The sequence below is a fragment of the Streptomyces sp. NPDC047974 genome (genome assembly GCF_040653375.1).
Classification (GTDB): domain Bacteria; phylum Actinomycetota; class Actinomycetes; order Streptomycetales; family Streptomycetaceae; genus Streptomyces.
Genome location: NZ_JBEZNU010000013.1, coordinates 105797 through 117436, shown reverse-complemented (window position 1 = coordinate 117436; position 11640 = coordinate 105797). Strand labels below are relative to the sequence as shown.

Below are 11640 nucleotides of genomic sequence, written 5' to 3'. Positions count from 1 at the left end.
GTTGACGTCGTGGACACGCTGGGTCGACGGCCACGGAGGGCACATTGGGACGGGTGAGGACGGTGGCGGCGGCGCTCGCCGGGATGGTGCTGGCGGCGGTGCCGGCCGCGCCGCGCGAGGCGGTGGCCGTCGTCGGCGGGCGGGAGGCGGCCCCGGGGGCGTACCCCTACGTGGCGGCGCTGGTCGACGTGGAGCACCGCCGGCAGTTCTGCGGCGGCGCGCTGATCGGCTCGCGGCACGTCCTGACGGCCGCGCACTGCCTGACCGGTTCGTACGCGGACACCCGCCGGGTCGCGGTGCTCCTCGGCGACCACGACCTGCGCACGGCGACGGAGTCCCGGCACGCGCGCGTGGCCCGCCCCGTCCGCTTCACCGTCCACCCCGGCTACGACCGCCGCACCCAGCACGACGACCTCGCCGTGATCACCCTGGAGACCCCGGTCCGCCCGGACGCGGGGGTACGGCCGATCGCTCTCCCCGCACCTGCAGAATCGTTCGACCACACCCGTCTGGAAGCCGTCGGCTGGGGCGCGACCGCCTTCGGCGAGGGCCCCTCCCCGGTCCTGCGCACGGTCACCCTCGACACCGTCCCCCACGCCGCGTGCGCCCGCCGGGGCGTCGGCTCCCTCACCCCGGCCCAGCTCTGCACCTGGACCCCCGGCCGCGACACCTGCGTCTACGACTCCGGCGGCCCCCTCGCCCGCCGCACCGGAACCGGCCGCCCGGTCCTGGCGGCCCTGGTCTCCTACGGCCGCGGCTGCGCCACGGACACCCCGGCGGTGAACACCAGGATCACCTCCCACCTGGCGTGGATCACCCGCACGACGGGCGTCCGCCCGCCGGCGGCCTGAGGACGCCCGGGTGCACGAGAACGAGCCGCGCGGTCCGGTTCTCACCGGCCGCACGGCTCGTCGTCGATCGTGTCCGAGGGGGGACTTGAACCCCCACGCCCGATAAAGGGCACTAGCACCTCAAGCTAGCGCGTCTGCCATTCCGCCACCCGGACAAGGTGTTGGTCTCCGCTGGTTTCCCTCGCGGCGACGAACATCAATCTACCAGGTGTTCGAGGTGCTTCTCACCCACGTTTCCTGTGGTCAGGGCGGCGGCGGGGGGATCAGGAGGGCTGTCCGGCGATGTTCACCATCCAGACGACGCCGAACTCGTCGGTGCACATGCCGAAGACGTCGCCCCACATCTGCTTCTCCAGCGGGACGGAGACCGTGCCGCGCGCGGAGAGCCTGTCCCAGTAGCCGCGGAGTTCGGTCTCGTCGTCGCCGCTGACGCTGATGCTGATGGTCGAGCCGGGGGTGTGGTCCATGCCGGGCGGGGCGTCCGCGACCATCAGCGTGAAGCCCGCCGGGGTCTCCAGCATGCCGTGCATGATCTTGTCCGCGAAGCCGGGGGGCGCCTCGCCGTACTGGGAGTAGGTGTTGACGACGGGCTCGCCGCCGAACACCTCCCGGTAGAAGTCGAGGGCTTGCTTCGCCGAGCCGGCGAAGCTGAGGTAGGGGTTGAGCCGTGAGGCCACGGGGGCTCCTCTCCGAGCCGAGGGGGGTCAGACGTGCGACCGACCCTAGGCAGCCGGTCCCGTGCCGCCGCCCTGCCGCGCCGGGACGTCACTCCGACGACGGCGCCCCATGAGCGCCGTGTAGAGGAGGAGGGCGGCGGCCAGGCCGACGGCCCAGCCGTAGTCGGCGAGGGGCTTGAGGAAGGGCACGAGGCCGTCCTCCGGGAAGGGGCCGGTGCCCGGGGCCGAGTGGGAGCCGCCGACGGCGAGGACCCCTCCGACGGCGAAGGCGGCGACGGCCGCCGGGTTCCAGCCGCCCCGGTACCAGTAGGGGCCGTCGGCGCGGTACAGCCCGTCGAGGTCGAGGGTCGTGCGGCGGACGAGCCAGTAGTCGGCGATGAGGATGCCGGCGACCGTCCCGAGCAGCCCGCCGACGAGTCCGAGCCAGGTGAAGATGTACAGCTCGGGCGTGGAGGTGAGCTTCCACGGCATGATCAGGACGCCGACGACGCCGGTGATCAGCGCGCCCCTGCGGAAGTCGATGTGCTTCGGCGCGAGGTTGGCGAGGTCGTACGCGGGCGAGACGACGTTCGCGGCGATGTTCACCGAGAGGGTGGCCACCAGCACGGTCACGAGGGCGAAGAGGAGCCCGAAGACGTCGTCGGACCGGGCGGCGAGCTCCACCGGGTCCCAGACGGGCACCCCGTACACGGCCTGCGAGCCGGAGGTGACGAGGACCGAGAGGAGTGCGAAGGCCGTCATCGTCGTCGGCAGGCCGAGGGTCTGGCCGTAGACCTGGGCGCGCTGGCCGGCGCCGAAGCGGGTGAAGTCGGGGATGTTGAGGCTGAGGGTCGACCAGAAGGCGATCATGCCCATGAGGGCGGGGAAGAAGACGGGCCAGAAGTCGGCGCCCCAGCCGAGCCGCGAGGGCTGGTCGAGCAGCGGGCCGAAGCCACCGGCCTCGACGGCGATCCACACGAGGAGCACCACCGCTCCGACGAGGACGAAGGGCGCCGCCCAGTTCTCGAAGCGGCGCAGGGTCTCCATCCCCCGGTATATGAGGGCGAGTTCGAGCATCCAGAAGAGGACGAAACAGAGCCACAACGTCCATGGTTCGCCGGCGACCTGCGTCGCCTCCCGCCAGCTTCCGCCGAAGACCTTGTCGAGCAGGACGAAGATGCCCTGCCCGCCGATCCAGGTCTGGATGCCGAACCAGGCGCAGGCGACGCCGGCCCGGACGAGCGCGGGGAGGTTGGCGCCGCGCAGCCCGAAGGAGGCGCGGGCGAGGACCGGGAAGGGGATGCCGTACTTGGGGCCGGCGTGGCCGGTGAGCAGCATCGGGAGGAGGACGATCACATTGGCGAGCGCGATCGTGAGGACGGCCTGCTTCCAGTCCATGCCGAGCGCGACGAGACCGGAGGCGAGCATCCAGGAGGGGATGTTGTGCGCCATGCCGACCCAGAGGGCGGCGAAGTTGTACGTGGTCCAGCGGCGTTCGGCGACGGGCACGGGCAGGAGGTCGGCGTTGACGAAGCGGGCGTCGGCGGGTGCGGCGCCGGGCGCGAGGCCCACCCGTCCGTCGGTCGCGCCGGGGTCCTCGCCCTCGGGTCTTCCGGTGGGGCTCGTGGGGGTGGTGGCGGTCATGGCGGCGGAACCCTTCGTTCGGTCGGTGGTGGGGACGGTGCTGAAGGGGCCGTGCGGGAAGGGGGGCGGGCAGGGGCGGCGTGGCGGGTGGATTCGCGGTCTTCGTCCCCGTTGTAGAGCGCGGACCGGCCCGCGTCCAGGGCCCCGGAGGCGACCACCCGACCCGGAATGAGGGCTTCCGGTGGCCGCTGGGATGATCGGCGCATGAAGCTCACCAGCAGACGCACCCTCCTGACCTCCGTCGCCGCGGCGGCGGCCACCCTGCCGCTCCTCAACGACCTCGCCGGGAACGGCGGCACCGCCGCCGCGGCGACCACCGAAACCGAGTTCCCGACGAACGCGGCGCTGTACAGCAGCACCGAGTACCAGGAGGGCGTCCACTGGATGCGGCGCTTCCGCACCCACCCCCAGGGCCTCCTCCTCGACAACACCAGCGCGAGCAGCAGCGCCATACGCAGCACGGCGGTGATCGCGCCGCACGGCGGCGGCATCGAGATCGGCACCAGCGAGCTCTGCCTCACCCTCGCCGGGTACTCGCGCGTCGGCGCCGGGACCGACCCGGTGGCGGACACCGCCGTGCCGCAGCGCGACTACTGGATGTTCGAGGGCCTGGCGTCCTCCAGCTCCCTCCACGTCACGTCGACCCACTGCGACGACCCCGCCGCCCTGGCCGTCTGCGCGGCCAATCTGTACGCCGTCTCCCTGCACGGCTTCGCGCCGGACGCGGGCACGCCGGCCAAGCAGATCCTCATCGGCGGCCGGGACACCCGCCTGATGCGCAACCTCGCCGCGGCCTTCGCCGGCCACGGGCTCACCACCGGCAACGCCGACCCGGCCCTCGACGTGACGGTCACCGTCGCCGGCGTGAACAGCCCCCTGAACGGTGACGACCCGGACAACATCGTCAACCGCACCCGCACCGGCGCCGGCGCGCAGCTGGAGATCTCCACCGAGCTCCGCAAGGCGATGTTCGGCGACTACTCCAGCGCCTCCGGCCGCCGGACGACCGCCGGCGTGGGCTCCGCCCACGAGGCCCACTTCTGGAACGGCTTCGTCGACGCGGTCCGCGAGGCCGTGGACCGCCACGAGCGCGGCCTCGACTCCCTCTAGGCCGGCAGGTCAGGCGTTCATCGCGGGGATGACGTCGGCGCCGTAGGCGTCGATGGTGCCCTCGCGGTTGTCGTGCATGTCGTAGACGGCGAACTGGTCGACGCCGAGGTCCTTGAGGTGGCGGAGCTTCTCGATGTGGGCCTCGGCGGGGCCGAGGAGGCAGAAGCGGTCGACGATCTCGTCGGGGACGAAGGCGGTGTCGGGGTTGTCGGCGCGGCCGTGGTGGGAGTAGTCGTACCCCTGCCGGTCCTTGATGTAGGCGGTGAGCTCCTCGGGCACCATCGAGGAGTGCTCGCCGTACTTGGAGACCAGGTCGGCGACGTGGTTGCCGACCATGCCGCCGAACCAGCGGCACTGGTCGCGGGCGTGGGCCAGGGCCTCGGGCGAGTCGTCGGCCGTGACGTAGGCGGGGGCGGCCACGCAGATCGTGAGCGCGTCGGGGTCGCGGCCGGCGTCCACCGCCGCCTGGCGGACGGCCTTGACCATCCACTCGGTGAGGAAGGGGTCGGCGAGCTGGAGGATGAAGCCGTCGGCCTTCTGCCCGGCCAGCGCGAGCGCCTTCGGGCCGTAGGCCGCCATCCACACCGGCAGCTTGCCGTTCTTGATCCACGGGATGCGGATCGGGTTGCCGTCGACCTGTGCCTCGCGGCCCTCCGCCAGGTCGCGGATGACCTCGATCGCCTCGCCGAGGCGGGCGAGGGTGTTGGGCCTGCGGCCGGCGACGCGCATGGCGGAGTCGCCGCGGCCGATGCCGCAGACGGTGCGGTTGCCGTACATGTCGTTGAGGGTGGCGAAGGTGGAGGCGGTGACCTCCCACGTACGGGTCCCCGGGTTCGTCACCATCGTGCCCACGTGGAGCTTGGTGGTGTTGGCGAGGATCTGGCTGTAGATGACGAAGGGTTCCTGCCAGAGCACGGCGGAGTCGAAGGTCCAGCCGTAGCGGAAGCCGTTGCGTTCCGCGCGGCGCATCAGGCCGACGACCTGCGAGGCGGGCGGGTCGGTCTGGAGCACGAGTCCGAAGTCCACTTCGGTGGCCTCCTAGTTCAGGTACTGACAGGTGGATCGGGGGAGGAAGACGCCGTGCCCGGGGCGGCCGACGTAGCTGCGGTCCTCGATGACCGGCACGCCGCGTGAGAGGACGGTCTCGACCCGGCCGGTGACCGTCTTCCCCTCGTAAGCCGAGTAGTCGACGTTCATGTGGTGGGTCTCGGCCGACAGCACCTGGGTGGCGTGCGGGTCGTAGATGACGATGTCCGCGTCCGCGCCGGGCGCGATCGTTCCCTTCTGCGGGTAGAGGCCGAACATCCGGGCCGGGGTCGCGCAGGCGATCTCGATCCAGCGGCGGCGGGAGATGTGCCCGTCCACGACGGCCTGGTGGAGGAGGTCCATGCGGTTCTCCACCCCCGGAAGGCCGTTGGGGATCTTCGAGAAGTCCCCCCGGCCCAGCTCCTTCTGGCCGACGAAGCAGAAGGGGCAGTGGTCCGTCGACACCACCTGGAGGTCGTTGGTCCGCAGGCCGCGCCAGAGCGCCGCCTGGTGCTCCTTCGGCCGCAGGGGTGTCGAGCACACGTACTTGGCGCCCTCGAAGTCCGGCTCCGCGAGGTTGTCCGTGGAGAGGAAGAGGTACTGCGGGCAGGTCTCGCCGAAGACCGGCAGGCCCTTGTCGCGGGCGGTCGCCAGCTCGGCCACCGCCTCCTCGGCCGAGACGTGGACCACGTACAGCGGGGAGCCGGCCACCCGGGCCAGCTGGATGGCGCGGTGGGTCGCCTCCGCCTCCAGGAGCGCCTTGCGGACCTCGCCGTGGTAGCGGGGGTCCGTCTCGCCCCGGGCCAGGGCCTGTTCGACCAGGACGTCGATCGCGATGCCGTTCTCCGCGTGCATCATGATCAGCCCGCCGGTCTCGCCGGCCACCTGCATGGCCCGCAGGATCTGGCCGTCGTCCGAGTAGAAGACCCCCGGGTAGGCCATGAAGAGCTTGAAGGAGGTCACGCCCTCCTGGATGAGGAGCGACATCTCCTTCAGGGTGGTCGGGGTGACGTCCGACATGATCATGTGGAAGCCGTAGTCGATGGCACAGTTGCCGTCGGCCTTGGCGTACCAGGTGTCCAGGCCCTCACGGAGGCTGTGGCCGACGGTCTGGACGGCGAAGTCGACGAGGGTGGTGGTGCCGCCCCAGGCGGCGGCGCGGGTGCCGGTCTCGAAGGTGTCGGAGGCGAAGGTGCCGCCGAAGGGGAGTTCCATGTGGGTGTGGGCGTCGACGCCGCCCGGGATGACGTAGCGGTCGGTGGCGTCGAGGACGCGGTCGGCGGTCAGGCGGGCCGCCGCGTCGGAGCCGTGGGCGGCGAGCACGGCGACCCGGCCGTCCTCGACGAGGACGTCGGCGTGGAGTTCGTCGGAGGCGGTGACGACCAGGCCGCCCCGGATCAGGGTTCGGGTGCTCACGGGAGTACTCCCCTGCCAACTAGAGGGATCGGAGGGCCTGTTCGAGGATGGCGGCGCCCTCTTCGGCCTCGGCGACGGTGAGGGAGAGCGGGGGTGCGACGCGCAGGACGCTGGTGTCGTGGCCGCCTCCCTTGCCGATGAGGAGGCCGTTCTCGCGGGCCTTCTCCAGGACGGCGGAGGCGGCCGCGGGGGCGGCGGCGCCGGTGGTGGGGTCGGCGAGCTCGATGCCGATCATGAGGCCGCGGCCGCGGATCTCCCGGACGAGGTCGACGCCGGCCGCGGCGGCGCGGAGCCGCTCGACGAGGAGGCCGCCGACGCGGCGGGCGTTGCCCTGGAGGTCGTGGTCGAGGAGGTAGCCGAGGTTGGCCAGGCCCGCGGCCATGGTGACGGGTGAACCGCCGAAGGTGGAGATGGAGTTGGCGTCGAGGCAGTTCATGATCTCGGCGCGGGCGACGACCCCGCCGACGGACATGCCGTTGCCGATGCCCTTGGCGAAGGTGAGCAGGTCGGGCGGGCCCGCCTGGCCGTGCGCCTGCCAGCCCCAGAAGTGGTCGCCGGTGCGGCCCCAGCCGGTCTGCACCTCGTCGGAGATCCAGAGGATGCCGTGGCGGTCGAGGACGCGGCGGAAGGCGGCGTACAGGCCGTCGGGCGGGGAGGTGAAGCCGCCGACGCCCTGGATGGGTTCGGCGATGAGGGCGGCGGTGCGGTGGGTGTGGCCGAGGAGGTCTTCGAGGTCGGCGACGGCGGCCTCGGTGAAGCGCTCGTCACTGAGGCCGGCGAAGGGGCCGCGGGTGCGGACCGCGCCGTGCACGTAGAGGGTCTGGAGCGGGGAGAGGCCGGTGGGCGACCAGGAGCGGTTTCCTGTGACGCCGACGGTGGAGAAGGAGCGGCCGTGGTAGCTGTTGCGCATCGCCAGGATCTGGTTCGAGCGCCGGTACGCGGTGGCGAGGAGCAGGGCCGTGTCGTTGGCCTCGGTACCGGAGGTGGTGAAGAAGACGCGGGCGTCGGGGATGCCGGAGAGGGTCGCGATCCGCTCGGCGAGCTCCACCATCGGCCGGTTGAGGTAGAGGGTGGAGGAGTGGACGATCCGGCCGGCCTGTTCGGCGACCGCCTTGGTGACCTCGGGGAGGGCGTGGGCGGTCATGGTGGTGAGGATGCCGCCGAAGAAGTCGAGGTAGCGGCGGCCTTCGGCGTCCCAGACGTGGCGGCCCTCGCCGTGGGTGATCTCGATCGGCTCCTCGTAGTAGAGGGCGAGCCAGTCGGGCAGGACGGAGCGGTGGCGGGCGTGGAGGCTGTTCACGGCCGGACCAGCCCGTCGTACGCGTCGGGGCGGCGGTCCCGGTAGAAGGCCCACTGCTGCCGGACCTCCTCGATGAGGCCGAAGTCGAGGTCCCGGACGACGAGTTCCTCCTCCTTGTCGGAGGCGAGGTCGCCGACGAAGCGGCCGCGCGGGTCGACGAAGTAGCTGGTGCCGTAGAAGTCGTTGTCGCCGTACTCCTCGACGCCGACGCGGTTGATGGCGGCGACGAAGTACTCGTTGGCGACGGCGGCGGCGGGCTGCTCCAGCTGCCACAGGTAGGAGGAGAGGCCCCGGTGGGTGGCCGAGGGGTTGTAGACCAACTGGGCTCCGTTGAGTCCGAGTTGGCGCCATCCCTCGGGGAAGTGGCGGTCGTAGCAGATGTAGACGCCGACCTTGCCGACGGCGGTGTCGAAGACCGGCCAGCCCGCGTTCCCCGGGCGGAAGTAGTACTTCTCCCAGAACCCCTTGACCTGGGGGATGTGGTGCTTGCGGTACTTGCCGAGGTAGCTGCCGTCCGCGTCGATGACGGCGGCGGTGTTGTAGTAGAACCCCTCGCCCTCGACCTCGAAGACCGGGACGACGATCACCATGCCGGTCTCGCGGGCGAGCTCCCGCATCCGCGTGACGGTGGGGCCGTCCGGGACGGGCTCGGCCCAGCGGTAGTGCTCGGGTTCCTGGACCTGGCAGAAGTAGGGGGCGTTGAACACCTCCTGGAAGCCGATCACCCGGGCGCCCTGGCGGGCCGCCTCGCGGGCGTGCTCCTCGTGCTTGGCGATCATGGATTCGGTGTCGCCGGTCCAGGTCGCCTGGACGAGTGCGGCGCGTACGACGGTCATGAGCAGCTCCTTCGGCGCGGCGTCGATGAGCCTCTACGCCCGTAGACACGGTGCGTAGGAGGAGAACGTAAGCCCCGTCACACCCCGGAGCAAGACCGCCGCCCGGAAGCAGCGCAGTCGATCATGTTTCATACCGGAGTGGTCCACACCGGACACGTACCGACACGTGCCGACTGCTCCCGTTCTCCCGTGCCGACTGCTCCCGTTCTCCCGTACCGGCCCGGCCCGCCCGGCACCGGCCCGGCCCGCCCGGCACCGGCCCGGTCCTCAGGGGCCGAGGACACCGCCGACCCGCAGCGCGTGCCGCAGCGCCCGGTCGTCGGCCGCCGACAGGGCGCGGGCCGCCGCGCCGAGCCGGGGCACGAGGAGGACCGGGTCGACGGCGGCGAGCCGGGCCGCCTCCTCGGGGGTGCGGACCCGGATGAACGCGGTGAGCAGGGCGTGGGCCTCGCGTTCGCGGGCCTCCGCGACCAGGGCCGCGACGGCACCGGTGAGCTCCTCGACCGGCCGGGCCAGGCCCTGGCGCAGCAGCTGTTCGCAGTCGTCGGCGCGGCCCGCGTCGGCGAGCGCCCCGGCGACGGCGGCCAGCCGCGCGGGCGGCAGCGAGGCGGCCTCCCAGAGCAGGGTGCCCCAGTCGGCGCCGAAGCCGGCCCGGTGCAGCTCCCCGGCGAGCGCGGGCAGCCGTCCCGGCGGTCCGCCGAGCGCCTCGCAGAGCAGCACGTGCGCCTCGCCGGTACGGCCCTGGGCCCGCAGCCTCCGGAGGGCGTAGACGGCGTTGACGGCGGCGCGAACGGCCTCCTCCGCCTCGTCCGCCCCGCCCGCGGCGGCCGTCCCGGGAGCCGGGGCGTCCGGCGCGGCGGTACGGGACCCGGTCCGGCCCCGGAAGCGGGCGCCGCGCGGCGGTTCGCCCCCGCCGACGGGCAGCTCGGGCACCGCGGCGGGCGCGGCCTCCTCGGCGACGTCGCCCGCCTCCGTCCAGGCGTACCGCGCACCCCGCGGCCGCCGCCGCACCGCCGCGGGCGCGGGGCCGTCGGCCGCGGCGCGCCCGGGCGGGGCCTCGTCCTGGCCCGTGGGGGCGTGGAGCCGGCCGAGGCGGGCGGTGAGGTCGGCGAGGCGGGCGGTGGCACGGGCGTGGTCGTCGCGGGTCCAGGCGAGGTCGTGGGCCAGCCGGGTCGCCTCCTCGGGGCCCGGGGCCGGGTGGGCGCCGAGGTGGCGCTCCAGCGCCTCGATCCGGGCCTCGGCGCGCCGGCGTTCCTCCTCCATGGCGTCGCGGCGGGCCACCAGGGCCTCGGCCCCGCCGGGCGTCCGGTCGTGCGCGCCGGCGGCGGCCTCGTACAGTTCCCGGCCCCGGCCCGGGGCCTCCCCCACGTCCCGGAGCAGGGACTCGACGACGTCCCAGGGCAGCAGTTCGGTGCCGTCGAGGCAGGCGCGCAGGCCCTCCGGGTCCCGTTCGGCGAAGACGGCCCACCAGCCGCCGACCTGCTCGGCGCGGGCGGCCAGTCCGTTCAGCCAGTGGGTGAACTCGGCCATCCGGGTGGGGATGTGAGTGACCGTCATCTGCATGCACCTGCCCCGCGCTTGGGAGAAGGGGACCTTCCGGTCCGCCGCAGGGCATTGCACCGCAGTCGTGTTACGGGACGGCTACGGACCGTTTTCCTTTCCGTGCCCCGGGGACCACATCGGTCCCCCACCGGGTCCGTAACCGGCGGGTCACAGGGTGACGACGATCCCGGTGTGCGGGCGCTTGCCGAGGCGGACGAGGGTGGCCGGCCAGTCCACCAGCCAGTACTGGTAGGTGTACTTGCGGGAGAGCAGGCGGCGGATGCGGCGCAGTTCCTCCCCCGTGACGAGGCGGGCGGTCCCGGGGGTCCTGGCGGCGCCCTCGGGGACGGTGCCGCGCAGGTCGCAGACGGCCAGTTCCACCCGGGGGTCGTTGCGGAGCCGCTTGACCTTCCAGGAGTCGGCGCGGGTCCACACGTACACCCGCTCCTCGTCGACGGCGTACCAGACCGGGGTGGCGACCCCGGTCCCGTCCTTCCGGTAGGTGGTGAGGCTGAGGTAGCGGCCGCGCCGCAGCTCCTCGGGGATTCGTCGGTCGGTCGTCATGACGGGGGAGCCTATGCCGGGGTGGGGTTGCGGGCGTGCGTCAGGGTCTCCCAGGCGACGAAGAGGCCGTCGGTGCCGCCGGGCCCGCTCGCCCGAAGTGTCGGCGCCGCAGGCCGCCGTGGCGAGGAGCAGCAGCGGGACGAGGGCGGCGGCCGTCCGGAGGCGGCGGCGCGGGCGGGTACGACGGGGCTGGGGCTGCACGGCACCACGGTGGGGCCCCGGCCGGGCGGCCGCATCCGCTGTTACGCCACCGGACGGTCCCGCGGGTACGCGGCCCGCGCGTCGCCGACCTCCGTGCCGTGGGCACGGGCCCAGGCGCAGGCGGTGTCCAGCGGGCCGAGGAGGGAGCGGCCGAGCGGCGTGAGGGCGTACTCGACGCGCGGCGGGTTCTCCTCGTACGCGGTCCGGGCGAGGAAGCCGCTGCGCTCCATGGAGCGGAGGGTCTCGGTGAGGACCTTGGGGGTGATCCACGGGAGGGCGGCGCGGAGTTCGCCGAAGCGGCGTGCGGCCCCGTCCTCCAGGCAGCGCAGCACCACGCCGGTCCACTTGTCGCCGACGCGGAAGGGCTGGACGGCCCCGTCGGCGCAGTCGGGGTCGTCGAACCGGACGCGGATCGGGGGTGGTTCGCTCATGGGGCCGACGGTAGCGGCGCCGGTTCCCTTGAAGTAACCGGGGGCCGCCGTCCTACCGTCCGG

11 protein-coding genes and 1 tRNA gene are annotated in these 11640 nt (G+C 73.0%); 2 read left to right on the top strand and 10 right to left on the bottom strand.

The features are described 5' to 3' along the window. Positions 1-53: 53 nt before the first annotated feature. A complete protein-coding gene (locus tag AB0E19_RS20030) occupies positions 54-851 on the top strand; it encodes a serine protease (protein WP_362181595.1) in 798 nt (265 codons plus the stop codon). A 70-nt stretch (positions 852-921) separates the two neighbouring features. Here the strand turns inward: AB0E19_RS20030 and AB0E19_RS20025 are convergent. From AB0E19_RS20025 to AB0E19_RS20015, 3 genes are all read right to left on the bottom strand, one after another. Further along, positions 922-1006 (bottom strand) — tRNA-Leu (locus AB0E19_RS20025). A 108-nt stretch (positions 1007-1114) separates the two neighbouring features. Further along, positions 1115-1528 (bottom strand): VOC family protein, encoded by a 414-nt coding sequence (locus tag AB0E19_RS20020; RefSeq protein WP_362181592.1) that lies wholly within the window; start codon positions 1526-1528, stop codon positions 1115-1117. A gap of 45 nt (positions 1529-1573) precedes the next feature. Beyond that, positions 1574-3151, bottom strand: a complete 1578-nt coding sequence (locus AB0E19_RS20015) for an NCS1 family nucleobase:cation symporter-1 (protein ID WP_362181589.1) — start codon at positions 3149-3151, stop codon at positions 1574-1576. A 204-nt stretch (positions 3152-3355) separates the two neighbouring features. On the opposite strand from AB0E19_RS20015, the gene AB0E19_RS20010 reads away from it, so the two are divergent. After that, the gene (locus AB0E19_RS20010; RefSeq protein WP_362181585.1) at positions 3356-4261 is read left to right on the top strand and encodes a poly-gamma-glutamate hydrolase family protein; all 906 of its coding nucleotides are present in this window, start codon (positions 3356-3358) and stop codon (positions 4259-4261) included. Between the two features lie 9 nt (positions 4262-4270). On the opposite strand, the gene AB0E19_RS20005 is transcribed toward AB0E19_RS20010, so the two are convergent. From AB0E19_RS20005 to AB0E19_RS19975, 7 genes are all read right to left on the bottom strand, one after another. Next, positions 4271-5287, bottom strand: a complete 1017-nt coding sequence (locus AB0E19_RS20005) for a TIGR03842 family LLM class F420-dependent oxidoreductase (protein ID WP_362181582.1) — start codon at positions 5285-5287, stop codon at positions 4271-4273. A gap of 12 nt (positions 5288-5299) precedes the next feature. After that, positions 5300-6703 carry a dihydropyrimidinase gene (gene hydA / locus AB0E19_RS20000; protein WP_362181579.1) on the bottom strand — a complete coding sequence of 468 codons (1404 nt, stop codon included), beginning with the start codon at positions 6701-6703 and terminating at the stop codon, positions 5300-5302. 19 nt (positions 6704-6722) lie between these two features. Then, positions 6723-8003, bottom strand: a complete 1281-nt coding sequence (locus AB0E19_RS19995) for an aspartate aminotransferase family protein (protein WP_362181576.1) — start codon at positions 8001-8003, stop codon at positions 6723-6725. Beyond that, positions 8000-8839, bottom strand: a complete 840-nt coding sequence (locus AB0E19_RS19990) for a nitrilase-related carbon-nitrogen hydrolase (RefSeq protein WP_362181573.1) — start codon at positions 8837-8839, stop codon at positions 8000-8002. The genes AB0E19_RS19995 and AB0E19_RS19990 overlap by 4 nt, the downstream gene beginning before the upstream one ends. Positions 8840-9106: 267 nt before the next feature. After that, positions 9107-10396, bottom strand: coding sequence for a UL36 very large tegument protein (locus AB0E19_RS19985; RefSeq protein WP_362181569.1), 1290 nt, complete (start codon positions 10394-10396; stop codon positions 9107-9109). 153 nt (positions 10397-10549) lie between these two features. Further along, on the bottom strand, positions 10550-10945 hold the full coding sequence (locus AB0E19_RS19980) for a PPOX class F420-dependent oxidoreductase (RefSeq protein WP_362181566.1): 396 nt from the start codon (positions 10943-10945) through the stop codon (positions 10550-10552). A gap of 242 nt (positions 10946-11187) precedes the next feature. Continuing rightward, positions 11188-11577, bottom strand: a complete 390-nt coding sequence (locus AB0E19_RS19975; RefSeq protein WP_362181563.1) for a helix-turn-helix domain-containing protein — start codon at positions 11575-11577, stop codon at positions 11188-11190. Positions 11578-11640: the final 63 nt, after the last annotated feature.

Excerpts from the sequence above, each read along its gene's own strand:
- AB0E19_RS20015 (WP_362181589.1), bottom strand. The coding sequence starts at position 3,151 with ATGACCGCCACCACCCCCACGAGCCCCACCGGAAGACCCGAGGGCGAG.
- AB0E19_RS20010 (WP_362181585.1), top strand. The coding sequence starts at position 3,356 with ATGAAGCTCACCAGCAGACGCACCCTCCTGACCTCCGTCGCCGCGGCG.
- AB0E19_RS19990 (WP_362181573.1), bottom strand. The coding sequence starts at position 8,839 with ATGACCGTCGTACGCGCCGCACTCGTCCAGGCGACCTGGACCGGCGAC.
- AB0E19_RS19985 (WP_362181569.1), bottom strand. The coding sequence starts at position 10,396 with ATGACGGTCACTCACATCCCCACCCGGATGGCCGAGTTCACCCACTGG.
- AB0E19_RS19980 (WP_362181566.1), bottom strand. The coding sequence starts at position 10,945 with ATGACGACCGACCGACGAATCCCCGAGGAGCTGCGGCGCGGCCGCTAC.
- AB0E19_RS19975 (WP_362181563.1), bottom strand. The coding sequence starts at position 11,577 with ATGAGCGAACCACCCCCGATCCGCGTCCGGTTCGACGACCCCGACTGC.